Origin of the sequence: Streptomyces sp. MZ04 (genome assembly GCF_004684775.1) — a bacterium.
Taxonomy (GTDB): Bacteria; Actinomycetota; Actinomycetes; order Streptomycetales; family Streptomycetaceae; genus Streptomyces.
In genome coordinates, this window is record NZ_SRIC01000117.1 from 1 (window position 1) to 23,412 (window position 23,412).

The following is a 23,412-nucleotide window of genomic DNA, read 5'->3' on the forward strand; positions in this document are numbered from 1 at the left end:
GTGATCCCCAACCCGACCCGAAGGAGCAGCACATGCCCGAGCGCCCCGCCCACCTCGACGACCTGCTGGAGTTTGTTGCCAGCGGACTGGCCGACTGCGATCCACTGCCGCCACACAGCTCGCCCGCCCTGGACGCCCTCACCGATGCGTTGCAGGACGATGCGGCGCTGAGCCCGGCATCGGCGTTCACCGCCGCCAAGTACGTCCTCGCAGCTCACGCCCGCGAGTTGGGGCGGATGCTCAGCGGCCAGCCGGTCCCGGAGAACGTCGACGCCCGCTACTGGGCTGGCGCGCAGCTGCGCGAATACGCGGCCCGCCTCGACGGCCAGCACCCCGCCCCGTGACCACCCCTGCGCACCGCCCGGCCGTTACCCGGGCGGTGCTCGCCCCAGCCTGCATTGGAGTGCACCTGTGAGCAAGCAGCCTCTCCCGCTTCCGGCCCCGCAGGGGCTACCGCTACCTCGGCACCAACTGACCATCCTCACCGACCCGATCAAGGAGAAGCACCGTGACTGACGCCCCTGAAGGGCAGCTTGCCGAGTTGCAGGCCGAGAACGCCAAGCTGATTCGCTGGCATCGCGAGGACGGCGACGCGCTCGCCGGGATGTGCGGCACCATCGAGCGGCTGCGGAAGGAGCGCGACGCCTTCCGGGACCAGCGGAACGCCGTGTTCGCGACCAACGAGCAGCTGCTCGCGCAGGTCGAGGAGGCGGGTCAGGCCCGGATCCGTGCGGAGAACGAGGCCCGCACGGCGAAGCGGGAAGCCGCCGTGCCGTCTGCGCCCGCCGATGCTTCGTGGTCGGCGGCCATGCGGGAGGCGGCCCGGCTCGTCGGTGTGTACACCGGCAATACGAGCGATGCGAACGCGATGATGCTGGCCCGCATCGCGGAAGGCGTCCCGCGCGACAGCGACCCGACGCCCACGGCACTACAGGTGTCTGCGCCCGCCGACCAGGCCCTCCGCGACCGCATCGAGGAGGCGGTCAAGAGCGTGCTGCCCATGGCGTCCAGCATGGCGCGCGCTCTCGTCGCCAACGCGGTGCTGACCGTCCTCCCCGCCGAGCCGCGCCGTCCGTTCGACGCGCAGGTCGGCCTGCGACGCCTCGCCGACGACCTGCACCGCGGGGAGGCGACGGGCGGAGCGACCGCACCCGCCGACCGGGCCGCCGTGCTGCGCGAGGCTGCCGATGTCGCAGAGTGCGTGGCCCAGAAACGGCACGGCCAGCACGAGATCGAGCGTGAGCAGGGCGCCCTCGACGTGATGGCCGAGCTCCGCCGCATGGCCGACGAGGCGCAGCAGCTGTGCGTTCACCCGCAGGGATTCGAAGGCGAGTGCCCGTGCCCGCCGTCCTGCGTCTGCTGCACGGCTACGGCGGCCGACGAGGCGCGGCAGGTGATCCGGCCCGCCTCCGACGACTACGAGGCGGCCACCGGGCACGCCGTCACCTGCGGCAGCGGCTTCGGCATGGGCTGCCAATGCGCCCACGAGGCGCAGCAGGCGGGGGAGGCGTGATGCCCGACACCGAGGCCGGACTTCGCGCGGAGATCGCTTCCCTGAAGGCGCAGCTCGCCGAGCAGACAACGATCCCGCCCCTCCCTGACCAGCACGACGGGGAGTCGATCACGTGGGAGGCGTGGGAGGCCGCACCGGTGATCATTGCCCACGTTCTGAATGGCTGCGAACAGTGCGACCACCCCGGCCCGATCCTCCTGAACTTCGGTCTCGCAGGCCCCGGAAGGCCGACCAAACGCTTCCGAGCGTTCCGCTGCCGGTCCTGCCAGGAGATGACCGTCTACCGCGTCCAGCCGCGCCGAAACGGGCCACCCGGCATGGACTACATCCAGTTCGCGTACTACCCGCCCCACTCTGTCGCCAACTAGCCCACCACCTGGAGGAATCCGATGCTCGAACCCGATCAGTGGAAGACGATCTACCGCCTCGTCGGTTGGCTCGACCGCGAGAACGGCCGCAGCCAGGAAGAGATCAGCCTGCGGCTGCTGAAGCTCGCCGAGGAGGTCGGCGAAGTCTCGCAAGCCTGGATCGGCGCGACCGGCCAGAACCCCCGCAAGGGCATCACCCACAGCCGGAGCGATGTGTGCGACGAGCTCGTCGACGTCATCGTCACCGCGGCCGTCGCCCTCGTCTCGATCGCCGACGGCAACCCGGACGACATGGTCGCCGAGAAACTCGCCAAGATCGAAGCCCGGTCGCAGGCGGCCACCTGATGGGCCGCGCGATCCGAGCCCGCGACGTCGACACCGTCCTCGCCGACTACCCGCACTCCGAGTGGACCGGCGACGACTGGATCCCCGGCTGGCGCACCGCCCAAGCCGGACGACGGCAAGTCAACGCCTACCACGACGGCCCCGGCGAGAAGGACGGCCTCGAGCGCTACCGGCTCGAACTCCAGGCCGCTGGCTACCACGTCGTCCCCGACCAGCAGCCCGGCGGCGGACGACGCCGACTCCACATCACCCGCCCCTGACCGCCCCCGAGGAAGGAAACGGAATGACCGAGCAACACAAAGACCCCGCCCACAACGAGGAATGCCCGCAGCACGACGATCCGGCTGCGCGATGCCACTGCGACGGCATCCGTCAAGCAGAGGACAACTACTGGACCGAACAGCCGTAAGCCCGGCCGAGGAGGCTCGCCATCAACAGCGACACACAAGCCCTGCAAGCGATCGTCAACTTCAACTCCGACACCATGACCATCCGGTACGTAGCCGGCGTCACGGAGCACACCGTCGAAGTCCTCACAGGCGGCATGACCCTCGCGGACCACGCCGAACGGTTGGAGCCCAGCAGCAGCGGCGGCAAGCAGTGGGTGACATTCCTGCTTCCGGGCGGCGGCGGGATCGCCCTGCGGGACACGGCGATCGTCGCCATCGAGCATCGGGTCACCGAAACCGGTGAGGGCCCCAGCGCCGCAGGACAGGCCACCACATGACTCCGCCACCCGCCAACTAGCCCCGTGGGCGGTGGTTCCGGCCGCCGCCCACCCCCAACCCGAAGGAACAATCGATGACCAATTGCCCGCACTGCCCTGACGGGCACACGCCGCCCACCAGAGGCTCGCAGCCCTGGAGTGTGTGGGTATCCGATCACCGAGACGGTGACGGCCAGCCCACCCTCATCATGATCGCGCGGTCCGCAGGCGCGCACGTCGCTGAGTCTGACGCTCAGTGGATGCGCGACGTCCTCAACAGGCGCGCTGGCGCCCCCGCCGCCGAACTCGACCGTCTCGCCGAGCAGCGTTCCCTCGCCCTCGACTACCTCGAGTCCCTCGCAGGCCGCGCGATCACCGAGACGCACCGGATGCGGCTGCTCCGGATCCTCGACGACGGCCGCCTCAACGGACCGCCCTGCGGCAAGACCCGGTCCACGGACGGCGCCACGTACCCGCCGTGCGCACGCCCCGTCGGACACCACGAGGCCTACTGCCGCGACGCAGCCCACGTCAGCTACTTCATCGCCGCCGAGCGGACCAGGAGCCACCCGTGACCGCCCGTGAGCCGGTCCGCTGGATGCCCGACGACCGCTCCGCGAAGATCCTTGCCGCATTCGCCGCCCACAAGGAGCGCGCCCCGTCCGTGCTGCGCCGTGCGCTCGAACTCCTCGCCCAGGCCGACGGCATCGTCGACAGCCGCGGACGCATCAAACCCGCCACCGGCGGCAAACCCGCCCACAGGAGGACACCATGACCAGCCCCGCCAATGAACTCCGCACCGCAGCTGAGAAGCTGAGGGCCCTCGCCGCCGCCGCATCCACCGCCACGGCCACACCCATCGACAAGGGCGGGACGCCCACCGACCGCTGGCACTTCACTGAGCGTGAACGCGGATCCGGATACCTCTACGCCGCGAACCCCGACGGGCCAGGCACACGCCTCATCCACGGGTCCGGAGGACGCCGCGACTACCCGCACATGCGGACCCGACACGGCGCGTACACCGCCGTCATGGATCCCACCGTCGGCCTCGCACTCGCCGACTGGCTGGACGCGGAGGCCCGCGGCTACGAGGCGGCGAGCCACCTCGCGGAACTCCACGACGGCCACATCCAGGTGTCAGTCGAGACCAACTCTGACGGCAGCCCCTGCTACGCCTACAGCGCCTTGCAACAGGCCCTCACCGTGGCCCGCGCGATCAACGGCGGCAAGCCGTGACCGGCGAGTGGGCTGCCGAACCGTCCGGCCACTCCAACGTGGACCTATTCGTCGAACGCGACCAGGACGAACGCCCCGCCGACATACGCGGACAGCACGTCAGCGGCGAGCAGTGGGCGACCGCCGAGACCGTGACGGTGGCGGGGGAGTGGCTCTAGTGCGCGGCCTCACCGTCCGGCAGCGGGAAGTCCTGCTGCTCGCAGCCAACGGCAACTCGAACCAGCAGATCGCCGAATGGCGTGGCGTCAGCGTCCACTCGGTCGCCGAGATCCTCACCGCCGCCTACCGCAGGCTCGGCGCCACCGACCGGGCCCAAGCCGTCGCCATCGCGTTGGCCGTCGGCGAGTTGGGCGTCCACCAGATCCAGATACCGGACCAGCAACGAGAGGCAGCAGCATGACCGACACCCCAACACCCGTGCAGACGGCCACAGATGGCCCTGAGAGCGCCCCGCAGCCCCGAGATGGAGCCGGGGCGGCCTCCGAAGGGCGCAGAGGCGCCCCAGAGGGCCGTACAGGGCTTCGATGGCGAACAGCCGCCCGACGCCTACCGCCAGCTGATCACCCGCCTCGAAGCCGACCGGGCCCGCATCCTCGCCGCCGCAGAAGCCGCCACCGTCGACGAAGTCGCCATCGCCCAAAGCGGCCTCGCCTCCGGCTACCTCCACGCCACCGCCTGGGCCATCCAGTACTTCGAAGGCACCCAGGCCCGCGAAAGGTACCTTCGCGAGCACGCCGACGGGCGGCACCTCACCGTCCACGACGGGCCGACCATCGCCGAAGCCGCCGACGACGACAAACGGCACTGGACCGAGCGCGAATGGGAAGACCGAAGCCATGACTGACCTCCGCACCCGCCTCGCCACCGCCCTCCAGCGCATCGCTCACCGCATCGCCGGGCGTCACATCTACCTGTCCACCGGCTGCCTCCACGGCGATCACGACTACTGCCAGAACATGACCGGCATGCAAGGCGCCAAACGGCCCGGTACGTGCAAGCACTGCGACGCCCGCTGCATCTGCCGCTGCCACCAGGAGGACGCGTGACCGACCGCACCGATCAGGCCCTCGACACCGACCTCGCTCACGTCGGCGCCGAGATAGGCCGCGCCGACACCAAAGCCGCCCTTCTCGTCGGCCTGGCCGGCGCCGCACTCGCCGTCACCGGCGGGGCCGTCAAGGACTACAGCCTCCCTGCGGCCGCGCAGATCACCGGCGGTCTCGGGGCCGCCACGCTCGTGGAGGCGATCGTGACACTGCTCCTCGTCGTCCGGCCCGCCCTCGGCGGAAGCGCCCGGCACAGCTGGCCGCACTGGGCAACCTGCACCCCCGAGCAGGTGCGCGAGCAGCTCCGCGAAGACCGGCGCGCCGAACGCCTCTGCGACATGGCCCGGCTCGCCTCCCGCAAGATGCACGGCATCCGGCGCGCGGTCCACCTCCTGCTCGGCGGCATCGGACTGCTGACGTTCGCAGCACTCGCCGCCATCACCCCCGCCTGAACCGCACCCACCTAGTCCCGCGACGGCACCCGCGCGGCGAGATTCGACAGCAGGCAGTACGCCACCTGCTCGTCGACCTCGCCGCCGTCCACCACCGCGGCCAGCACCTCCACCACATCCTGCGCCTCACCGAGGGTCAGCACGGGCAGCAGCGTCTCGTCATCCATGACCAGGGCAACGGCTGACCGGCGGCCGCGGTCACGGGGTGCGGATGCGCAAGCTAGCCTGACAAACGCAAGCGCCCTTGACATGATGGCCTAGGCCATAACGGTCGGCAGGGAGGCAGTGATGAGCGAGCAGCCGTGGACCATCGAGTCCATCCGTGACGCCCTCGGCAATCCTGCCCTCGCGCAGCGCTTCCTCAGCGAGATCAACCGGGCGCCGGCGCACGAACTCCTCCACGTCTTCGCCAAGTGGGAGCGCATCGCCAAGGACACCCTCGCCGCCGTCCAACGCGGCCGAGAGGTTGCGGCAGCCGAAGCCCGCGGAGAAGAGCCGCCCGGCGAGTGGATCGATGTCACCGACCGTGTCCTCAGCGAAGCTGCCCGAATCCGCTCACGCGGCGCAGCCTGAGCTGACACGCTGGAGCCCGTGTACCGGCTCCTCTGCGACGCGACCCTCATGGCCGTATGGGACTCCCTCCCCGACGACGCCAGCGAACAGCTCACCCTCGGCCTCGCGGACGTCTGCCACGACCCGGAAGCAGCCACGGAACCCTGGGGCTTCGACGACGGCATCCACCGCCAGCTCATCCGGCCCCTCGTCACCGCCCTCATCGCCGTCAACCACGAACGGCGCACCGTGCGGATCTACGACATCCAACGACGACGCCGCTGAACACCACAACGCCGCCGCCCGGACTCCGGGGCGGGGACGTCTTGCCGCCCGCAGCCCACCGCAGGACCCTGGCAGCAACGCAAGGAGCCGCACATGGCCTGGGTCGACCGTGAACACATCCCCGCACTGGAGCAAGACCACCGCTACACGCGGCTGATCAACCTGTCGAAGCGGCTCCTGGAGGATGCGGTGCCAGCGTGCGGGAACTGCGTCGGCGGCACCATCACCGTCCGGGACAGCGACGGCAACGAGACCGTCGTCGACTGCGGGGAATGCGGCGGGAGCGGGGAAGTCGGCACGCTGCAGGACAACGAAGACAACGGGCAGGCCGGCCGCCGCTAGCTGGCGCCAGCTTCATCCGGCGCAGGGAGACGGGGCGGGTTGAACAAGCGCTGCGCCCGACGCCCGCTCTCCTCCCGCTCCGCAGTCAGCCAAGGCCACAGATCCAAGGGCTCCACCCCCGGACACACCAGACGGTGAGCGATCCGGCAGACCGCGCCCGGAGTCGGCTCGGCCTCCCACGGATTCCACGCGACGCCGTCGCTGTTGACCAGCCACCGCTGCCGCGGCGGCACGAAATGCGCAGGCACTTCGTTCACCGGCTCCAGCGGCTCCAGCAGCACCCACGCCTGGGAGTACGTCGGGAAGCGATCCGCCTCCTGCCCGCACTCCGGGCAGACCGGTGGATCTGGCGGAGCAGGTGCCGTCGCCCCCTGGAGCATCGCCTCCGCCCGGTCCGTGACCTCCCGAACGCGATCCCAGTACGTCTCGTCGCCTTCGCCCGAGTTCCGGTCCGGCTGTGTGAGTGCGCCCTCGAAGTCCCCCATAGCGTGAGCGTGCGGCGGAGGTGAGCATGCCGCACGGCGCGAACCGGTCGGGGCGTATGCGGCGAGGGAACCCCCGCCCGGCACCCGAGTTGAACGGTGAACGGTTCCGGCCCCCGCGGCGCAGCCGTGGCGGCCGGGCAGGCGCTGTAGACAGCGAGACGCCCCCGCAATGCAGGGGCGTCGACGCGCGGGCGATCACGCAGCCAGCAACTCCGGCTCCAACTCCGTGATCCGGTACTCGCCCGGGAGATCCGGCATCGGCACGTCGAACAGCGTCCCCAGCAACTGGCGGGCGATCATGTCGCGCTCCCAGTCAGGACGGCCCGGCGGCAGGGCCAGCACCGTCAACCCGCCATCACGGACCGCAGTCCCCGTGAACTTCGGCTCGGTGATCCCCGACTCCACCAGCTCGACGTGGAGCTCGGCCAGGAGGTCGGGGAGCGGGGCGGTGAGGATGTGGTCGGTGGTGATCTGACGCTGGGGTGTACGCCGCGCCTGCGCTAAAGTCATGGCTAGACCTTCCTTTGATCGGGATGGGTTGCTGATCAGCGGCTGGGGCCGCTGGTTGAACTGGCCGGGCGTTCGTAGCGCCCGGCCGTTTTGCGTTGGTGCAGGCTAGGCGGAGTCGATCGACTTCGGCGTCTCGCGCATTTTGTTCACGGTGCGGACGAGAGTGGCGAAAGCCTGGTGACTCATCTCCTCTCGCAGAATTTCGGCCGTGATCGACGCCTTGTCGAGCGGCACCATTGCGGCCTTCGGGTTTGTGGAAAACAGGGCCTTGTTGTACTTGCGCCATTCGCGAAGCTCGACGCCGAGCCGCTCTCGGTCCACGAGGACATCGACACTGGCTTGCCGGTCGGGCGTGCGAACGAACCAGGCCCGCCGGAAGTAGCTTCGGAACCAGGAACCGGGGCCTGGGCCGAAGGCTGGATGGACGTCGGGGTTTTCCAGCCTGCCAAGTGCGTTGTTGCACCAGCGGCAAATCAGACCGCGGACGGCCGCATCGCCGTACCTGTGGTCGTGGTCGATGACGAGGCCGCGCTCTGGACGGTCTGGCTCGAAGCCGCACGCTTCACACACGCCGCCGCTGCGCTCCCAGAGCGCCTCGTAGTCGTCGCATGAGAGTGAGTAGAACTGGTGAACCGGGCAGCCGATGCCGCCTGAGTGCTGCGGCCTGCGTCGAAAGTGCATGCGCCCTCCGCGGTTCCGAAGCAGCTGTGCGCTGCCGGAACTCCGTGGTGTGGTCGGTGACGCACCCACCGTGCCCGTGCTCCTTCGAAGGAGTCAAGGGGTTCTGCTGGATTCGCAGAATCCGCCCTGTTCGCGCGTGCTCTAGAGCGATAGCTAACATCTTCAAAGGAGTCGAGCGAGGAGGACCATTGGCGCCACGTAAGGGAGAGCCTGGGCGGTACGTCGCCGCAGAGCTCGCCGCCGAGTTTCGCGCCCTGATTCAGTCAGGCGAGCTACTCCCCGGCGCCCAGCTGCCCAGCGAGGCCGCATTGAAGGATGAGCGAAGCCTGTCCAATGCGGCGGTCCGGGCCGCCTACGAGCGCCTCATGGCGGAGGGGTTGGCGGTCAGCCGGCACGGCAAGGGTGTCTTCGTCCTCGACCCTAAGAGGCTCATTCGTCCCTCCCCTCGTCGCTTCGCCCGCGGCGCCCAGTCCATTCAGAGCGCGGACCTTGAAGGTCGCGAGCCTGACGTGCAGGTGGATGTCGACGAGGTGGCGACCGCATCGGACCGTGTCGTGGAGATCCTCGGTGCTGGGCCGTTCTGTCGTCGAAGCCGACTCTTCTCTCTGGACGGCCGAAAGCTACAGCTCGCCGCCTCGTACCTCCTTGCGGGCCTGGCCGCCGAGGCTGGAGTGGATCGCGCCGACACCGGTGCTGGCGGCATGTACGAGCGCTTGGCGGAGGTCGGGCGTCGCCCCGTGAAAGCGTGCGAGCGGATCTATGGCCGCGTCGCCACGTCGGAGGAGGCTCAGGCTCTGGGGTTGAGCAAGGGTATGTCGATCTTCCTGATCGAGCGAGTCGCCTATGACGAGGAAGGGCGCGCGGTCGAGGTCAACGAGATGACCTTGGATGCGTCGAAGTACATACTCGAGTACGAGTTCCCCATCTGAATCACGTCTGCCCTCAGCCCCCACTGGCATCAGCCGGTGGGGGCTTTTTCGTGCGCCCAAATCCCTGCGAACTCAGTTCACTTGGCGAGCTTGACAACTCCTTCGAAGGACGCCATCGTTACGTCCATCGAGCTGTCCTTCGAAGGAGCCAGCTACAAGCCATTGGAGCCCGAGTGATCGCCCAAGACCGAGCCCCCGACCCGGACCGGGCCGACGAACTGTTGGACGCCAAGCAGGTCGCAGCCCTCATGAAGGTGCACGTCGCCACCGTCTATCGCCTCGCCGACAGCGGCCTCCTCAAGGCCATGCGGCTCGGCAAGGGCGAGAAGCGGCGACGCGGCTTCCGCTGCTGGGCCTCGGACGTCGACGCGTACATGCACGGCTCCCAGATCTCTCCCGTCGAGGAGGTGGCCTGATGGCCACAGCAACCACCTACCCCACCGCTCCGCTGCCGTCGGCTGCGGTGGCCGCTTTGAATGTCCTGCACCTGCATTTCTCCCCGGCTGTTTCGGGTGGTCGTCTGTTTCATGAGGCCAAGTGCGCTGTCTGGGCGTCGATTCCGGCCGCGGAGGGGTCGGTTCTGTCGGAGGCCGAGCTGGAGTCGGCTGCTGGTCGGGCGCGGGACGTGTTTCTCGCTGTGGCCGGCCAACTGGCGGACCGTGAGGGGTTTCGGCGGTCGTATCCGGCCGGTCTGGTCGGCGAGTGCTGGTCGGCGGTGAAGGCGTGATGGCTACCGCGATCCTGCGCCCCGCCGCGACTCAGCCGGACCTCTCGGAGAACGACCGCACGGCCCACGACAAGTCGACGTTGGTCCGCCCCCGCACTGTCCTGGAGCGTTTCCCGGCTGGCGGTCCGCGTGGCTCCTGGCCTGCGGAGGAGTTCGCTCGTGCCCGCCGTATGGAGGGCCAGCCCGCGGAGGTCGTCATGGACTTGGCGTCGGACGCGTTCCTGGTGATCGTGCGGGGTGTGTCGTGAAGCCGCAGCCTGCATGGGCTGAGGACGTCGTGGCCCGCTATCTGACGCTCAGCGGGGAGATCTTCCGCGATCCGTCGATGCACGTCGAGGTGCTTCGGACGGACGGCCAGCACTCGGTCTGTCGCTGCCGCTGCTGCCCCTATGAGACCAGTCGGCACTTCGACGGGCGGGCGCAGGACATGGCGCAGGCGCATGCCGAGACGTGCCGCGCTCTGCCGAAGTCCACCCCTTAGATCGGCTGCGGGCGGGGACGACCATCCCCCTGGCCTCCGCCCGCAGCCTTCCACCTCTCACGTCGAGGAGAAGCTCGTGTTCTTGATCGCCGTCTACGAGTGGCTGTGCGAGGAGTGCGGCTACGCGGGCAACAGCCCCTTCCAGTGGTGCTGCAAGGAGTGCAGCGCTCCTCGCGCCTAACCCCCAATACGCCGCGGGTGGCGGGTGTTTCGGCTCCCCTCCGCCTCGTCACCCGCGGTCCCACCTTTTTGATCCTTTGGAGGATCCGTATGTCTGTTCAGACTGATCTGTCTGCGTGGTCTGAGGCCCGGTCTCTGGCTGATCTCGGCATTCTGATGGCCGGCTGGTATGAGGGCCGTGTCCCGGAGTGGCCTGGCCGTGAGGGCCGCCCGGATGAGGGGCTGTATCCGGCGGCCGACTCGTTGGCTGCGGCGTGCCGGGCGGGGATTGTCGTCCTGTCCGCGCAGCCTGCTTCGGTTGAGCGGGTGGACGGCGAGTTGTGGATTCACCGGGCGACGTTCACGGCGCTCGTCGAGCGCGACGATCTGTCGACGGCTCTGCTCCGTGGTGCCAGGGAGGCCGGTCTCGTCCGGTACGGGCTGCTGTCGTCGGCGGGCGGGTTCGGATGGCCGAACACTGTCACCGCCCGTGACGGTGAGCCGATGGAGTTTGCCGGGCATCGGATCGACGCCGCCGATGTCGCGCACATGTTTGACGGCTGTCATGCGGATGCTGTGCGGGCTGCGGTGGATGCCTGGCAGGTCACGCTGATCGATCCGGGGTCGGCCCGTGACGGCCTGCTGTGGAAGGTTCTTGACGCCGCGTCCGGGCGGACCGAGGCGGGAGTGGCGTGATGAGCACGTTCACCCCTGCCTCGCCCGCCGCGGTCGGTGACCGCCTGGATGGCGAGCTTGTCGCCGTCGAGGGTGTCGTGGCTGCGGTGACGCCGAGGATCACCGCCCAGCAGAACCCGTGGGCGTCGGCTGTCATCGACGGCCTGGAGTGCCTGGTCTACCCGGCCACGTACCGCGAGTTCGCTCCGCTGGTTGTCGTCGGCGCCGAGCTGACGGTGGCCGGCCGGGTGGATTTGCGGGAGCCGCAGCCGCGCCTCGTCGCCATGGAGATCACGGCGAGCGTGAAGGCGGTGTCGTGATGGGCCGCCGGACCCCTGAGCAGCTGGCTGCCGCGATCAACGTGGGCCTCGCGAGGAAGCGCGGCCCGGAAGCCGTAGCCGCGGCGAAGCGGCTGAAGGCCGAAGTCAAGGCTGAGGCGCGGAAGCGCCGCACCCCCTGATCGCCGTGGCGGTGGGGTCCTCCGTTCCCCCACGGCACCCCGCCGCCGCGGCTCCCCAGCCTCTGCCAGCCCGATCCCGGGTCTACGCCTCGAAGGCGGGCGGGGGCACGCACCACCATCCGATTCCCGATCACGAAGGGCCTCCCCGTGGATCAGAACGACCTCGACGACATTGGCGCCCGTATCGGTGCTGCGGCCCGGCAGTTCGCCCCGGACTTCCGGCCGACGCCCGCTCAGGAGGCGGATGCCGCAGCTGTCCTGGACGGCATGGTCCAGGTTGCCGAGCGGTACGGGGTGACCCTGGCCGACTTCGACGCAGTCGCCGACTTTCCCCGCATGGCCATCCAGCTGGTACAGAGCCGCGACGGACGCGGCTGACACCGCTTCATCAACCACCCCGACCTTGCGAGGATTCCATGTCTGCCACCCCCGAAAAGATCGCCGCTGCTGAACGCGCGGCAGACGCGGTCTACGCCGCGGCCCGTGCCGCCCGCCGGGCCCGTCTCGCACGGACCCGGTCGAGGGGAACCGCATCAGCACTCCCACCACGAACCGAGAGAGGCTCGCAGTGAACCACCAACTCCTGAAGCCCCTGGCCGTGATCGTCCCGTCCGGGGCGGCCACTTACAGCACCGCGCTGACCCTTCAGGAGCTCGGCGCACCCCCGCCTGCCGTCGGCGCGACCAGCACGGCGGCGCTGATCGTCTACCTGCTGCTCCTGTCCCTGATGGTCAACACCGTCCCGTCCCGCACCTCGTGAAGCCGCGTTGGGCGTGGGCGCCATCGTCAACACCTTCCTCAACCTGCCGCTCGCCGGCCTGCGGGAGCAGCTGTACGCCCCGGCCGAGGCTGAGCCGGACGCCTGAGCCCCGCCGACCGCCCACCCCACCGAAAGAGAGAGGTCCCGTGGCCGCCCGCCGCAAGCCCAAGCAGCCCCGCCGCGCCCCCGCGGCGGCCACCCCCAAGCCCGCTCCTACTGCTGCAGTCCCGGCGGCCCCCGTGCAGACTCAGGCGGCCGAGGCTGCCGCCGAGGCGTTGATCGCCGACGCCCGCAGCGAGGCGGAGGAGATCATCCGCAAGGCGCACGACGAGGCTTCCGCCGCGGTGGCCGCCGCGGACGAGGAGCAGGACAAACTCCGTTCGCATGCCGAGCAGGCCGCCCGGGAGCTGCGCGACAACGCGAACGTCGACGCGGAACGGCTCCTGTCCGAGGCCCGCACGGAAGCGGCACGCCTTCGGGAAGAGGCTGACGGATACGCCGGCAACGCGCAGGCTGAGGCCGAGGCCGCCGTGAACCGCATCGAGGGAGCAGCCGAAGGCCGAGCCGCGGCCGTGCGCCAAGGCGCTCGGGAAGAAGCTGGCGACGTGTTGGCCGCCGCTCGTAAGCGCGCCGACCGCGTCATGACGGACGCCAACCGCTACGCCGATGCTCGTATAGGGCAGGCCATGGCGAACGCGCGGGAGCTGCAAGAGCAGGCCACCGCCGACATCGTGGCCGCCCGGCAGCTCAGGGAGGACGGTGAGCAGTTCAAAGCGAAGGCAACCGAGCTGCGCGCCGCTGCCGAACAGAGGCTGGCCGATGCTTCCACGCGCACCGCCAAGAAGATCCACCGCAGGGAGCTGAAGGTCGAAGCTCGCCGTGCACGCAACGAGCGGCGCGGTCCGAAGCCGGGCGCCGTGCAACTCACGGCCATCCACCGCTTCCTGATCGGCCTGATCATCGTCGGTGCCGCCGCCATCGCCGCGATCGGATTCACCGGCTCCTACGGTGCAGTCCGTGACCTCGCGGAAGAGAAAGGCTTCGGTGGCTTCGCCGGCGTCCTCCCGATCGGCATCGACGCCGGCATCGGCGTACTGCTCGCGCTGGACCTGCTCCTGACGTGGCTGCGGATGTCGATGCCGATGCTGCGGCATGCGGCCTGGATCCTCACCGGCGCCACGGTCTGGTTCAACGCCGCAGCATCGTGGCCCGATCCGCTGGGCGTGGGTCTACACATGGCGATGCCCGTGCTGTTCGTGATCGTAGTCGAGGCGGCCCGGCATGCCATCGGGCGCATCGCGGACATCGAGGCGAAGGAGCACACGCAGACTCCGAAGCTGATCCGGTGGGCTCTGGCGTTCCGGTCGACGTGGCGGCTGTGGCGGCGCCAGCAGGTGTGGACGGTCCGCGACCTGAACGTGGCGATCGCGGACGAGGGCGAGCGCCTCGTGTACATCCGCTCCCTGCAGTCCAAGTACAAGATTCGCCGTGCCCACAACCGGAAGGGCTCGGGCTGGCGTCAGCAGGCCACCGAGGCGGAGCTCAGGCCGCTCGATCTGTACGACACGGGAGTGCCCTTCGAGGACGCCCTGCGACGTGCACAGACCGGCGCCACGGCACCCGCTATGGGGCGCCCTGAAAAGCGCCACGGCAAGCAGACCGCACCCGCCATGAAGGCGCCACAGGGCGCCGCCACCGGACGCCATGATGGCGCCCCTGATCCCGCCACGAACAACGCCACGGAGGCGCCGAAGCCATCCGCCACGGAGCGCCCCGGTGGCGCCTCGAAGAAGGGCGGCAAGAGGCGCCCCGGTGGCGCCACGCGAGCCGAAGCGAAGGCCGCCCTCAGGGCGCTCTACGACACCCTCGGCCGACGGCCCCTCGAAGGCGAACTCGTCGACGAGTTGAAGCGGATCGGCTCCGAGTTCGACTCCCGTCAGTACGCCAACAAGCTCCGCGGCGAGATCGAACAGAAGGAGTCACGCCTTGCAGCGCTCGGCTCCGAGAACGTCACCCCGCTCACCGGAACCTGACCGAAGGAGAACCGTATGACCCAGCCCGTCACCTGGACGGCCACGACTGCCGAGGAAGCCCTGAGTCTGCTGCGGGCGGCGCAGGGCCGGATCGACTCCGCGATGAAGGTCGCCTACCCCGGCGATCCGGCCACCCGGTTGAACGCTCAGTCGACGACCGAGGTTCGTCTCTCGCTGGTCCTCGACACGACCGTCCTGGATCGTCTCGGCGCTGAGCGTCACGTGTTCAACGCCCAGGTCTCGGGCGACGAGAACGCCTCCTGACCTGCTGTTTCTACCGATAGGGAAAGTCTGATGGACATCGACCGGCTGATGACGCAGGACGGGATGCGGGAGTACACCGACGGTCAGCGCGACCAGTGGGCCAGCGACGTGGCAGGCGTGGAGACGCTGACGCAGGTCATCGAGGCGCGGCTCGCGCAGACCGTGTTCGAGGGCGACAGGCCGGGGGCGGCCAAACGCCGCGCCAAGAAGGTTGCAAAGCGGCTGCGTAAGGCATCTCAGCAGGTCAGGAAGGCTGCGGCGGAAGTCGAGGCGGCCAATGCGGTCTTCAACCGTGAGGTGGTCGAGCTGCCCGCCCGTCGTACACGGCAGCAGGAAATCAAGGCGCGGCGTGATGAGCAGCGTGCCAGGCTCCGCGGCCTGGCAAAACTACAGGTCGCGCGGGCGCTGGCGGAGTCGGCACACGGCTTCAACACGGATCCGCAGCAGGTGACCACGCCCGCCGCGCCGCCTGCTCCGCAGCAGGCCCAGCTGCTGAATCCGACGCCGTATGCGATGCCGCCGGCCGCCGGGGGACCGCTGGGCGAGATCACCGACCAGTTTCCGCAGGTTGAGTTTCCGGAGGCGATGTGAACCGGGGGCAGGCCAGGACGCTGTCGAACCAGGCCGATCACTACAACGCGGAGCAGGCGCGAGCGGCCGAGAAGGGGCCGATGCATCTGATCACGTTCTGGACGAACGTCTGCCGCAAGCTCGCCAAGGACGCTCTGGAGAAGGGTGATCCGAGCCTTGCGGAGGCCTACGCCGCGCACTGCCACGACTTCTACCAACGTCACACACAGTCGCCATGACGGGCGCCTTCGTCCTGCGAGAGCGCGCATCCGGCGGCCCCGACGCGCATGCGCAACGCGCACGCGCGAGGGTCCCCGATCCGGTTACAGCCTGTCAACCTCGAGAGGAGGCGCCGTGACCGACGACAACATCATCAACTTTCCGCGGATCGGGTTTTCCAGGCCCTCCGGCGGGGGCGGTCAGGTACCGCCCCCGCCGACGCAGCCTCCCGCCGCGGGCGGTACCGGCCGTCGAAGCCCACTGCAGATCGCCGCCGCGGTTGCGAACCCGCCCGCGGTACGCCAGGGCGGCCAAACACCGACCACGTTCCGGGCCGGCGCACCCGACGACACCGGTGCCCGCCTCGGTGCGCTGTCGATGGCGGCGGTCCTTGCCGTCGCGGTGGCGGCTCTGCGCGGCACAGTGACGGTGCTGGAGGACCAGCGTCAGCGGCGCATGCAACGCGACCTGGAACTTGCCCCATTGCGGGCGGCCCGGATCAAGAACCAGCTGGCCAGGGAGCAGGCGCAGCACGCCGCATGGGAGGCAGCCGCCAAGAACGCCTTGGACCAGAAGCAGGCGCGCGACAAACACAGTCTGGCGATGCGGGGCATCGGCGATAAGGCTGCCGAGCAGCGCGCCAAGGACAACGGGAAAGCGCCCCGCGGGATCCCCTCCAGCCAGGAGTTCGGCCGGAAGGCTGTCGGCGGGGGGAAGGGTGCGTCAGGCGGAGCCGGAACAGGCAACAAGAGCGCGGGCACCGGGTCGGGCCGCGGGAGCAAGGCGGGCGCTGGGACCGGGCCGCAGAGCGGCAAGGGCCGCGGTGCAGGAGCCGACAAAGGCGCAGGCGGCGGGGCGAAGAAGCCGGAGCTAGGCGGCGGGCGCGGCAGCAAGCAGGACAGTGCAGGGAAGGGCCCGAACGGAGGCAAGAAGTCCGGGGATTCCAAGCGGGTCGACAAGCCGGGACGACAGAAGTCCCCGATGCGGGGCTCGCAGGGCGCCGGCACGGACCTGAAGAAGAAGACCGGGCAGGGCAAGGACGAGAAGGGCAAGGGCGGACGCGACCTCAAGCAGCAGCCCAGTACGAAGAAGACGGACCGTACCCGGCTGCCGCGGGCGCTGAAGGACACCGCACAGAGGGCCGCCGACCGGAGGCTCGACAAGCGGCGCAAGAACCTGGACAAGCCCGCCGCGTGGAAGCGCGACGACCACAAGGCCGGGCCTGACAGCAAGAAGAAGCACGACCTGAAAAAGGACGCAAAGAAGACACCCGACCCCGGGAAGGTCAACCTCACCAAGAAGAAGCCGGTCGACAGGAACGCCAAGAACGGCACGGGTACGCCGGGCCGGACGAAGTTGTGGGACGCGTTCAAGAACGACACCAAGGACGCCGCGAACGACCGCTGGAACAAGCGCGGTGGCGACCTGGGGGTGCCGCCGCTGTGGAAGAACGACAAGAAGCGGCAGAAGAAGCAGGCCAAGCAGGAGCAGCCCCGGCGCGAGCAGCCGAAGACCGACACCACCGGTCCCGGCCGCAAGAGCCGGTGGAGCGCGGCCCGCGACCGTGTTCGCAACTCCGGGCGGGCCAAGGGGCGCGGGTGGATGAACGACGGCTGCTTCGGCGGCACCGCCAGCCCCGGCGCAGGGACCGGCCAGGCTGGCGGCGGAGGCTCCCGGCCCGGAACCGGGTCACAGAGCAGGCGCGGCCCCTACGAGAACGTTTCGCAGTCCGAACCCAGCGACTTCAAGGTCTGGCGCGAGGACCACGTCGGCGCGCAGGCCAAGACCTGGGAGTCGGACGACTCCGGGCATGAACAACAGGCGCTGCCCGCCGAGGGACCGCCCCTGCTGCCGCCCGCACCCGAGCCGCATACACAGCGACCTGGCACGAGTGGACCCATTCCCATGCCGCCTGCCCCCGCACAAGCGCGCACCAGCAAGGAGCCCAGCATGCACCCAGGACCGGTCGGCGCCTACGGCGGACGGCGGATGGACCCGCAGCACGCCACGGAGATCACCCTCGACGACGCCGTCGACGGCGGCATCAAGCTCAAGAACGACGGCCTCAAAACCCACCAGCAGAGCCAGCTGCTGTCACAGCGGGCTCGCAAACTCCGCGACACGCTGCGCGCCTTCGCCGAGCACCTCGCCACCCAGAACAACCTCGTCGGAGTCCTGTTCACCAGCGCCATGGCCTCCCTCGGTGAGTCCATGGAGGTCCTGGCGCGGATGTCCGACGAGATGGAGAGCAAGTCCTTCGCCGCCGCGGAAGAGGCTGAAGGCGCTGCCAACGAGATGGAAGACGCCTACCGGCCCATCACCCAGGCGACCGCCGACGCCGGCCTCACCACGCCGTCCGCGCCCGCCCACAACGAGACCTGAGGGAACCGACCATGAGCGACAGCACCGTCATCGAGCCCACCTCCGTCCAGACCGGCTCCGAAGTCGCCGCCACCGCGCCGGACAATGCCCCGACGCCCCGCATGGGCTGGCGCGAGGCGATCGGCGGGGTCCTCAACTTCGTCACCACCGGCGCCAGGGTCATGGCCTTGGCCGTGGCGGCAGTCCTCCTCAAGGAGCGCATGCACCTGCTGAAGGCGCGCATGCACCGGGACGCAGCCTTCGCTCACCGCGTCGCCGAAATGTGCGGCCAGGCGGGCGTCGACGGCAGGTTCGTCGCCCGCTACCACGAGGTCGGCACCTACTTCGTGGGCGTCGCAGAGTGCGCCGATGGCGTCACGGCCGCCGCCGACACGATGGAGGCCCGCGCACGCGGCGTCGTCGACGCCCACGACCGCGAGTACCGAGGCATCTACGAGAGCGTCCATGCCTCCCCCTACCAGCAGCCGACTCCCGGATTCAACCGCGTCCCCTGACCCCACCCACTCCGCGCAGAGGAGGAGCAGGCCATGGCCGTCACCCAGCAACAGCCCGCAGTGCAGGCCGAGCCGCGCCTGCTCGCCGCCCGCAGTATCCGACGCCGCAAGCGCGGCGAGCGCCTCGTCCACGTCGTTACCGCCGCGGGCCTGGGGTATGCCTCGCAGACTCCTGACCTGTGGCTGGCCCACCTCGGCGCCGCCGCACTGGGTATCTCCACCGCACGGTGGCTGTGGCGCCAGTGCGGCGCACTGCTGATCGACGAAGGATTGACTCGCGCAGCCCACATCGCGGTGCCGCCCCTCACGGCGGCTGCCGCCTATCTGACCAACGTCCTGCATTCCGGTGCCCCGTGGTGGGAGTGGGCACTGGCGCCCGCATGGGGCGCGCTTATGGTGGCCACCACGCCGTTCACGAACGCCGCCCGGCTCGGCGAACTGCCCCTTGTGGCGGCCCAGTCGGCTCCGGCGATCGAGGCGGCGCCGGGCGACTACCTCGCCTACCGGGCCCGGCAGTGGGAGAACGCCAAAGCGACCGGCACGACCCGGCTCGTCGGCGTGCACCAGTACACGGATCAGCAGGGGCAGCTGCTGCAGGACTTCTGGGGCACCGTTGTCGCCGAGCAGGGCGAGGCCGTCCCCGATCTCAACGAGACCGCCCTGGCTGCGGTGTTCGACCTGCCCGTCGGCACGGTGTGGCTGCAGCCCATGGATGGCTCGGGGCCAGGCCGCAAGCACCTGCTGGCCCGTCCCACCCTCGGCTCCAGCGCGCAGTCTGCTGATCCGATCCACCGCATCTGGAATGCCAGGGTCGCCGGCCCGAACGGCGCCGCCCCCGGCATGATCCTCGACGACTACCGGCTCGAGCCGAACCGGATCGCGCTGCGCGTCACCGCCCCCGAAAACCAGATCATCAACCTCGACCAGAAGAAGCTCGCCCGTGCCTTCAAGTACAAGGACCTGACCCTGGTCACGGTCGAGACCGACGGCCTCGGCGACGGCATCATCTCCCTGTACAAGACGCACCCGCTGATGCATCTGCGGGAAGCGACCGTCGCAGACCTCACCATGGCCGACGACGGCACCATTCAGATCGGCGTGCGCCACGACGGCCGGCCCGCCCGCATGGCCCTCTACGACCCCGTGATGGGGGCCGTTACCGACCTCTTCGCCGGAGCGCCGGGCGCAGGTAAGTCCGTCACCCTCAACTACATCCTGGCCGCCGAACGGATCTCCGGCGTCGTGTCAATCGTCGCCGATGCCCAGAACGGCATGAGCCTCCCCGAGGCCGACGGGCGCGTTTACCACTTCGGCAAGGGCATCGCCGCAACCGGGGCGACCCTGGCAGGATCCAACGCCCTGGCGAAGTACCGCGAGGAAGTCTCCGCAGCGAACGGCTGGAGCTCAGCCGAGATCAACGACCCGTGGCCGCTGGTCAACGTCACCCTCGACGAACTCAACCGGATCCTCGCCGAGGACGCCGACGTCCCACGGCACTTCCGCAAGTGGGTCACCGGCATGGTCGGCGACGAGCAGTCCACCGGCCGCAAGCTCCTCAAAGGCATCCGCTTCGCCGCCCAGTCCATCCACCTGGAAGACCTCGGCGACAAGGACCGCATCCGCGCCAACGCGAAGAACGGCCTGGTCTGGCTGGGCCGCACCAACTCCTCGACCACGCAGCACATGGCCACCGACGGGGTCCTGCCGCCCGGCGTCACCGTCGAGCCCATTTCCCGGCACTTCAGCGTCGGTAGCAGCAGCGACATCGACGCCGCTTTCCACGGCAAGGACCTCAAGAAGGGGCCGCTCACTGCCGGTCTGGCCAACTACATCCAGGACGGGGTCCTCTTCACCGCCCGCACCTGGAACGCCCGCAAGGAGAACAAGACGTATCCGGGGATCATCGCCCTCTACGAGTCGGCGCCTATCCCCGTCCTCACCCCCGAAGAAGACCGCGTCTTCAAAGAGGCCTACGCCAAGGCCCTGGAGTACGCCGAGCTGCTCCTCTCCGGCGCGAACCCCAAGAACATCGGCCACGGAGATTTCACCGCCGACGAGGTAGCCGAAGCCCAGGCCCTCATCGGCGAGGACGAAGACGAGGACGGCGACGATCTGCCCGTCCACGTCATCAAGCACCTGGTCCTCGAGCTGCTGGCCGACGGCCAGGACTGGGAGATCCGCACGATCCGCGCGCGGATCAAGGGCGCGAACCCGCTGCTCGTCAACACCGCCGTCGGCGAGCTCCAGAACGACGACAAGAAGATCGAATTCGCCGGGCGCCGCGGCGCCTACCGCCTCGCCTCAAACCCCATCCCAACGGACTGAAGGACCGCCGACCGCCATGACCATACGCAAGCGCAGCATCAACGGATGGGCAGCTATCGCTCTTGCCGTGCTCGCCCTGACCGGGTTCCGCTGGGCGCTCGACAACCTTCTCCTCGCCATCGGGATGCTCGCCCTGGGCGCCATCGCCATAGTCATCGGGGTGAAGGTGCGGCGCCGGACGACAGGGGCCCGGCGCCAGCGGATGGCCGCGAACCTGCAGCGGCTGGGGCCCGCCGAGTTCGAGCACTTCATCGCCGACCTGTGCCGCCGCGACGGATGCCGCAGCGTCCGGGTGGTCGGCGGCGCCAACGATCACGCCGCAGACGTCCTGTACGTCGACCCCCGCGGCCGCCGCGGCCTCATCCAGGCCAAGCGGTACAAGCACGGCAACAACGTCGGCAACGAGCACGTGCAGATGGTCAACGGCACCTACCGAGACGCGCACGGCTGCACGCACGCCTCCATCGTCACCACCAGCCGATTCACTGCCGCCGCCCGCCAGTTCGCCGACCACGTCGGCATCGCGCTGGTCGATGAAACGCGCCTCAACGCATGGATTGGCGGCCAGCGCGCCGCCGCTCCATGGAACTGACCCAGCCCTCAACCGAAAGGAGAACGAGCCCCGATGAACAGTCCGCCGCCTGAGCGGTACCAGCGCTACGCCGCCCCCGCCGGGCAGCGGCGGCACGTCGTCCAGCCGCTTGAGATCGAACTGTATGGCGAGCACGACCCCGTCGTGTACGTACCGAACGCCTACGGCGAGATGGTCCCCATGCGGAAGTCGCAGGCGCCCGTACCCATGCAGGCGCCCCCGCCCCGCGATCTCACCCCGCAGCCGCTGTTCGACCCGCTCGCCCAGCGCATGGCCGGGGCAGGCATCGGCGCCGGATCGGCCGGGGCGGGGATCGGCTGGGGTATCGGCCAGGCCGCTGCCGGGATCGCGACCATCGGCACCACCACCGCAGTCGTCGCCATGCTCGCCCTGTGGCTTCTCGCCAGGGCAGGCGGACGCGTCGTCAATCACGTCCACAACGAAACCCACAACCACGTCCAGCAGAAATGGCTCGGACGAACCAGCGTCACCAACGTCAACAACCAACCCTGAAGGAGGACCGCATGATCCGAACCATTCGTCGTGCGTTGAGCACAGTCGTCGAATGCGGCTGCGGGTTCAGGCAGACCGCAAACAGCGACGCCCGCGCGGACGGCATCGCCCGCAACCACACCTGCCAGCCCCACCAGCGGCCCACCACCCGCAACGCAAACCGCACCAGCCGAAACGACTGAAGGAGAACCCCCATGACCACCAGCACAGCTGGCCCCGCAGCCCTGAAGGAGCGGGCCGTCTACCTGCTCGTCGAGGCGCGCAAGGCGAGTTGGGCGGGCGCCGACGCCGTCGAGGCGACCGTCTTCCAGCACGTTCCGGCAGCCGACGGCAACGCCGTCGCGGCCTGAGGAGGCGTCGTCATGTGCAAACTCAGTTGGCGCGACATCCTCGGCTGTGTCGGACTCGCAGCCTTGGCGGGATGCAGCGCCGCAGTTCTCGAACACTTCCACGTCAGCCAGATCGTCATCGCCGTCATCTGCTTCGCCATGGTCGTCGCCGGAGGCATGCTCGTCATCCGCCTCACGCTGTCCGCCATCGCCCGAGAACGGGACGCATTCCTGCGCGCAGAGGAGCACCGGGTCCAGCAGGAGCCGGAGGTGTCGTGATGCCAGACATCTGGAATGGAAAGCCGCTGCCGGAGCGCAACGTCACCCACACCAACATCAACTACCGGCTGTACGACCGCCGAACCGGCACCCTCCTCAGCATCAACTCGACGAACAGCCTCGACTGTGTCGTCACCGACGTACTCCGCACGCAGTCCGAACACCCCGACGCTCAAATCTTCGCCGTCGAATACGACGGCCCCGCCTGGCGATAGGAGAAGGCCCGTGCGCATGACCCCGACCATCTGCGGCTACATGGAACTTTCGCTCGCCGACGAGGTCGGCCACGATCTCGCACCCGACTGCTGCGACGACGAGATGACCGGAAAGGTCACCGACGGCGGCCACAAGGAATACACGCGCGGCGACTGCGGCACCGTCCTCGAAGTCGACGACCTCGGCCTCGTCTGGGACATCCGAGAGAAGGCCAACACGGTCGCCGCCTGACCTACCTGCTCACGACGGGCCCCGGTCGTCGACCGGGGCCTTCGTCATAGGTGGGATCGCGCGGGCCATCCACCTGTCGTCGGTGACCTGCCGCGGGTACAGGGCGGGCTCCAACCCGAGGCTGGCGCACAGGAGTTCTAGCGCCTGCTGCACTCCCGCTCCGTGTCAGCCTGAACCCCGAAGCGGACCGCCATGAGGGCAGTGTGGCGCGGTGGGCGGGGGAGCGGGGCGGGAACCGGCAGATTAGGCG

45 protein-coding genes are annotated in these 23,412 nt (G+C 69.3%); 41 read left to right on the top strand and 4 right to left on the bottom strand.

The window, feature by feature from the left end:
* The 14 genes from E2651_RS23180 to E2651_RS23235 form a co-directional block, all read left to right on the top strand.
* Positions 1 to 344, top strand: a 344-nt coding sequence (locus tag E2651_RS23180; RefSeq protein WP_209446221.1) for a hypothetical protein, incomplete at its 5' end; no start/stop codon positions are given.
* 164 nt (positions 345 to 508) lie between these two features.
* A complete protein-coding gene (locus tag E2651_RS23185) occupies positions 509 to 1,513 on the top strand; it encodes a hypothetical protein (protein WP_135333128.1) in 1,005 nt (334 codons plus the stop codon).
* The gene (locus E2651_RS23190; protein WP_135333129.1) at positions 1,513 to 1,881 is read left to right on the top strand and encodes a hypothetical protein; all 369 of its coding nucleotides are present in this window, start codon (positions 1,513 to 1,515) and stop codon (positions 1,879 to 1,881) included. Before E2651_RS23185 ends, E2651_RS23190 begins: the two co-directional genes overlap by 1 nt.
* A gap of 21 nt (positions 1,882 to 1,902) precedes the next feature.
* Positions 1,903 to 2,226 carry a MazG-like family protein gene (locus E2651_RS23195; RefSeq protein ID WP_135333130.1) on the top strand — a complete coding sequence of 108 codons (324 nt, stop codon included), beginning with the start codon at positions 1,903 to 1,905 and terminating at the stop codon, positions 2,224 to 2,226.
* Positions 2,226 to 2,486, top strand: coding sequence for a hypothetical protein (locus tag E2651_RS23200; RefSeq protein WP_135333131.1), 261 nt, complete (start codon positions 2,226 to 2,228; stop codon positions 2,484 to 2,486). Before E2651_RS23195 ends, E2651_RS23200 begins: the two co-directional genes overlap by 1 nt.
* A gap of 224 nt (positions 2,487 to 2,710) precedes the next feature.
* Entirely contained in the window at positions 2,711 to 2,953 is a 243-nt protein-coding gene (locus E2651_RS23205) for a hypothetical protein (protein WP_135333132.1), read from the top strand.
* Between the two features lie 239 nt (positions 2,954 to 3,192).
* Positions 3,193 to 3,507: a hypothetical protein gene (locus tag E2651_RS23210; RefSeq protein ID WP_135333133.1), complete on the top strand. Its 315-nt coding sequence runs from the start codon at positions 3,193 to 3,195 to the stop codon at positions 3,505 to 3,507.
* Positions 3,504 to 3,707 (top strand): hypothetical protein, encoded by a 204-nt coding sequence (locus E2651_RS23215; RefSeq protein ID WP_135333134.1) that lies wholly within the window; start codon positions 3,504 to 3,506, stop codon positions 3,705 to 3,707. The genes E2651_RS23210 and E2651_RS23215 overlap by 4 nt, the downstream gene beginning before the upstream one ends.
* On the top strand, positions 3,704 to 4,171 hold the full coding sequence (locus E2651_RS44055; RefSeq protein WP_167828867.1) for a hypothetical protein: 468 nt from the start codon (positions 3,704 to 3,706) through the stop codon (positions 4,169 to 4,171). Before E2651_RS23215 ends, E2651_RS44055 begins: the two co-directional genes overlap by 4 nt.
* Entirely contained in the window at positions 4,168 to 4,329 is a 162-nt protein-coding gene (locus tag E2651_RS44060) for a hypothetical protein (protein ID WP_167828868.1), read from the top strand. Before E2651_RS44055 ends, E2651_RS44060 begins: the two co-directional genes overlap by 4 nt.
* Positions 4,329 to 4,571 carry a helix-turn-helix transcriptional regulator gene (locus E2651_RS44065; protein ID WP_167828869.1) on the top strand — a complete coding sequence of 81 codons (243 nt, stop codon included), beginning with the start codon at positions 4,329 to 4,331 and terminating at the stop codon, positions 4,569 to 4,571. The genes E2651_RS44060 and E2651_RS44065 overlap by 1 nt, the downstream gene beginning before the upstream one ends.
* 33 nt (positions 4,572 to 4,604) lie before the next feature.
* A complete protein-coding gene (locus tag E2651_RS23225) occupies positions 4,605 to 5,015 on the top strand; it encodes a hypothetical protein (RefSeq protein ID WP_135333136.1) in 411 nt (136 codons plus the stop codon).
* The gene (locus E2651_RS23230; protein ID WP_135333137.1) at positions 5,008 to 5,217 is read left to right on the top strand and encodes a hypothetical protein; all 210 of its coding nucleotides are present in this window, start codon (positions 5,008 to 5,010) and stop codon (positions 5,215 to 5,217) included. Before E2651_RS23225 ends, E2651_RS23230 begins: the two co-directional genes overlap by 8 nt.
* Positions 5,214 to 5,669, top strand: a complete 456-nt coding sequence (locus E2651_RS23235) for a Pycsar system effector family protein (RefSeq protein WP_135333138.1) — start codon at positions 5,214 to 5,216, stop codon at positions 5,667 to 5,669. Before E2651_RS23230 ends, E2651_RS23235 begins: the two co-directional genes overlap by 4 nt.
* An 11-nt stretch (positions 5,670 to 5,680) precedes the next feature.
* Here the strand turns inward: E2651_RS23235 and E2651_RS44070 are convergent, their stop codons facing one another.
* A complete protein-coding gene (locus tag E2651_RS44070) occupies positions 5,681 to 5,836 on the bottom strand; it encodes a hypothetical protein (RefSeq protein ID WP_167828870.1) in 156 nt (51 codons plus the stop codon).
* Positions 5,837 to 5,957: 121 nt separating this feature from the next.
* Between E2651_RS44070 and E2651_RS23240 the strand changes: the two genes are divergently transcribed.
* The 3 genes from E2651_RS23240 to E2651_RS23250 all read left to right on the top strand — a co-directional run bounded on the left by E2651_RS23240 (position 5,958) and on the right by E2651_RS23250 (position 6,848).
* Positions 5,958 to 6,242 carry a hypothetical protein gene (locus E2651_RS23240; protein WP_135333139.1) on the top strand — a complete coding sequence of 95 codons (285 nt, stop codon included), beginning with the start codon at positions 5,958 to 5,960 and terminating at the stop codon, positions 6,240 to 6,242.
* 18 nt (positions 6,243 to 6,260) lie between these two features.
* Entirely contained in the window at positions 6,261 to 6,506 is a 246-nt protein-coding gene (locus E2651_RS23245; RefSeq protein WP_135333140.1) for a hypothetical protein, read from the top strand.
* Positions 6,507 to 6,599: 93 nt separating this feature from the next.
* Entirely contained in the window at positions 6,600 to 6,848 is a 249-nt protein-coding gene (locus E2651_RS23250; protein ID WP_135333141.1) for a hypothetical protein, read from the top strand.
* Here E2651_RS23250 and E2651_RS23255 read toward each other — a convergent pair.
* The 3 genes from E2651_RS23255 to E2651_RS23265 form a co-directional block, all read right to left on the bottom strand.
* Entirely contained in the window at positions 6,845 to 7,333 is a 489-nt protein-coding gene (locus tag E2651_RS23255) for a DUF6083 domain-containing protein (protein ID WP_135333142.1), read from the bottom strand. The genes E2651_RS23250 and E2651_RS23255 overlap by 4 nt on opposite strands.
* Positions 7,334 to 7,528: 195 nt before the next feature.
* Positions 7,529 to 7,843 carry a hypothetical protein gene (locus tag E2651_RS23260; protein WP_135333143.1) on the bottom strand — a complete coding sequence of 105 codons (315 nt, stop codon included), beginning with the start codon at positions 7,841 to 7,843 and terminating at the stop codon, positions 7,529 to 7,531.
* Between the two features lie 105 nt (positions 7,844 to 7,948).
* On the bottom strand, positions 7,949 to 8,524 hold the full coding sequence (locus E2651_RS23265; RefSeq protein WP_135333144.1) for an endonuclease domain-containing protein: 576 nt from the start codon (positions 8,522 to 8,524) through the stop codon (positions 7,949 to 7,951).
* Between the two features lie 188 nt (positions 8,525 to 8,712).
* Here E2651_RS23265 and E2651_RS23270 point away from each other — a divergent pair, with 188 nt between their 5' ends.
* The 24 genes from E2651_RS23270 (at position 8,713) to E2651_RS23375 (ending at position 23,162) form a co-directional block, all read left to right on the top strand.
* Positions 8,713 to 9,453, top strand: a complete 741-nt coding sequence (locus E2651_RS23270) for a GntR family transcriptional regulator (RefSeq protein WP_167828871.1) — start codon at positions 8,713 to 8,715, stop codon at positions 9,451 to 9,453.
* A gap of 173 nt (positions 9,454 to 9,626) precedes the next feature.
* A complete protein-coding gene (locus tag E2651_RS23275) occupies positions 9,627 to 9,869 on the top strand; it encodes a helix-turn-helix domain-containing protein (RefSeq protein WP_135333146.1) in 243 nt (80 codons plus the stop codon).
* Complete coding sequence (locus E2651_RS23280; RefSeq protein ID WP_135333147.1) at positions 9,869 to 10,180, top strand: hypothetical protein; 312 nt, start codon at positions 9,869 to 9,871, stop codon at positions 10,178 to 10,180. Before E2651_RS23275 ends, E2651_RS23280 begins: the two co-directional genes overlap by 1 nt.
* Positions 10,180 to 10,428: a hypothetical protein gene (locus tag E2651_RS23285; RefSeq protein ID WP_167828866.1), complete on the top strand. Its 249-nt coding sequence runs from the start codon at positions 10,180 to 10,182 to the stop codon at positions 10,426 to 10,428. The genes E2651_RS23280 and E2651_RS23285 overlap by 1 nt, the downstream gene beginning before the upstream one ends.
* Positions 10,425 to 10,661: a hypothetical protein gene (locus E2651_RS23290; protein ID WP_135333148.1), complete on the top strand. Its 237-nt coding sequence runs from the start codon at positions 10,425 to 10,427 to the stop codon at positions 10,659 to 10,661. The genes E2651_RS23285 and E2651_RS23290 overlap by 4 nt, the downstream gene beginning before the upstream one ends.
* 270 nt (positions 10,662 to 10,931) lie before the next feature.
* Positions 10,932 to 11,516 (top strand): hypothetical protein, encoded by a 585-nt coding sequence (locus E2651_RS23295; RefSeq protein ID WP_135333149.1) that lies wholly within the window; start codon positions 10,932 to 10,934, stop codon positions 11,514 to 11,516.
* A complete protein-coding gene (locus tag E2651_RS23300) occupies positions 11,516 to 11,815 on the top strand; it encodes a hypothetical protein (protein ID WP_135333150.1) in 300 nt (99 codons plus the stop codon). The genes E2651_RS23295 and E2651_RS23300 overlap by 1 nt, the downstream gene beginning before the upstream one ends.
* Positions 11,812 to 11,955, top strand: coding sequence for a hypothetical protein (locus tag E2651_RS44075; protein ID WP_167828872.1), 144 nt, complete (start codon positions 11,812 to 11,814; stop codon positions 11,953 to 11,955). Before E2651_RS23300 ends, E2651_RS44075 begins: the two co-directional genes overlap by 4 nt.
* A gap of 147 nt (positions 11,956 to 12,102) precedes the next feature.
* Positions 12,103 to 12,333 carry a hypothetical protein gene (locus E2651_RS23305; protein ID WP_135333151.1) on the top strand — a complete coding sequence of 77 codons (231 nt, stop codon included), beginning with the start codon at positions 12,103 to 12,105 and terminating at the stop codon, positions 12,331 to 12,333.
* A 190-nt stretch (positions 12,334 to 12,523) separates the two neighbouring features.
* Entirely contained in the window at positions 12,524 to 12,715 is a 192-nt protein-coding gene (locus E2651_RS23310; protein ID WP_135333152.1) for a hypothetical protein, read from the top strand.
* A gap of 146 nt (positions 12,716 to 12,861) precedes the next feature.
* On the top strand, positions 12,862 to 14,748 hold the full coding sequence (locus tag E2651_RS23315) for a DUF2637 domain-containing protein (RefSeq protein ID WP_245239120.1): 1,887 nt from the start codon (positions 12,862 to 12,864) through the stop codon (positions 14,746 to 14,748).
* 15 nt (positions 14,749 to 14,763) lie between these two features.
* The gene (locus tag E2651_RS23320; RefSeq protein ID WP_135333153.1) at positions 14,764 to 15,012 is read left to right on the top strand and encodes a hypothetical protein; all 249 of its coding nucleotides are present in this window, start codon (positions 14,764 to 14,766) and stop codon (positions 15,010 to 15,012) included.
* Positions 15,013 to 15,042: 30 nt separating this feature from the next.
* A complete protein-coding gene (locus E2651_RS23325; RefSeq protein ID WP_135333154.1) occupies positions 15,043 to 15,603 on the top strand; it encodes a hypothetical protein in 561 nt (186 codons plus the stop codon).
* Positions 15,600 to 15,821, top strand: coding sequence for a hypothetical protein (locus tag E2651_RS23330; RefSeq protein WP_135333155.1), 222 nt, complete (start codon positions 15,600 to 15,602; stop codon positions 15,819 to 15,821). The genes E2651_RS23325 and E2651_RS23330 overlap by 4 nt, the downstream gene beginning before the upstream one ends.
* A 115-nt stretch (positions 15,822 to 15,936) precedes the next feature.
* Positions 15,937 to 18,183, top strand: coding sequence for a hypothetical protein (locus E2651_RS23335; RefSeq protein WP_135333156.1), 2,247 nt, complete (start codon positions 15,937 to 15,939; stop codon positions 18,181 to 18,183).
* Between the two features lie 11 nt (positions 18,184 to 18,194).
* On the top strand, positions 18,195 to 18,677 hold the full coding sequence (locus E2651_RS23340) for a conjugal transfer protein TraB (protein ID WP_135333157.1): 483 nt from the start codon (positions 18,195 to 18,197) through the stop codon (positions 18,675 to 18,677).
* 33 nt (positions 18,678 to 18,710) lie between these two features.
* Positions 18,711 to 21,002 carry a hypothetical protein gene (locus tag E2651_RS23345; RefSeq protein WP_135333158.1) on the top strand — a complete coding sequence of 764 codons (2,292 nt, stop codon included), beginning with the start codon at positions 18,711 to 18,713 and terminating at the stop codon, positions 21,000 to 21,002.
* 16 nt (positions 21,003 to 21,018) lie between these two features.
* Positions 21,019 to 21,594, top strand: a complete 576-nt coding sequence (locus E2651_RS23350) for a restriction endonuclease (protein ID WP_135333159.1) — start codon at positions 21,019 to 21,021, stop codon at positions 21,592 to 21,594.
* A 33-nt stretch (positions 21,595 to 21,627) separates the two neighbouring features.
* Entirely contained in the window at positions 21,628 to 22,107 is a 480-nt protein-coding gene (locus E2651_RS44700; RefSeq protein ID WP_209446222.1) for a hypothetical protein, read from the top strand.
* An 11-nt stretch (positions 22,108 to 22,118) separates the two neighbouring features.
* Entirely contained in the window at positions 22,119 to 22,289 is a 171-nt protein-coding gene (locus tag E2651_RS44080; protein ID WP_167828873.1) for a hypothetical protein, read from the top strand.
* Between the two features lie 12 nt (positions 22,290 to 22,301).
* Entirely contained in the window at positions 22,302 to 22,457 is a 156-nt protein-coding gene (locus E2651_RS44085; protein ID WP_167828874.1) for a hypothetical protein, read from the top strand.
* A 12-nt stretch (positions 22,458 to 22,469) separates the two neighbouring features.
* Positions 22,470 to 22,715, top strand: a complete 246-nt coding sequence (locus E2651_RS23365; protein WP_135333160.1) for a hypothetical protein — start codon at positions 22,470 to 22,472, stop codon at positions 22,713 to 22,715.
* The gene (locus E2651_RS23370; protein WP_135333161.1) at positions 22,715 to 22,930 is read left to right on the top strand and encodes a hypothetical protein; all 216 of its coding nucleotides are present in this window, start codon (positions 22,715 to 22,717) and stop codon (positions 22,928 to 22,930) included. The genes E2651_RS23365 and E2651_RS23370 overlap by 1 nt, the downstream gene beginning before the upstream one ends.
* A gap of 16 nt (positions 22,931 to 22,946) precedes the next feature.
* A complete protein-coding gene (locus E2651_RS23375; RefSeq protein ID WP_135333162.1) occupies positions 22,947 to 23,162 on the top strand; it encodes a hypothetical protein in 216 nt (71 codons plus the stop codon).
* Positions 23,163 to 23,412: the final 250 nt, after the last annotated feature.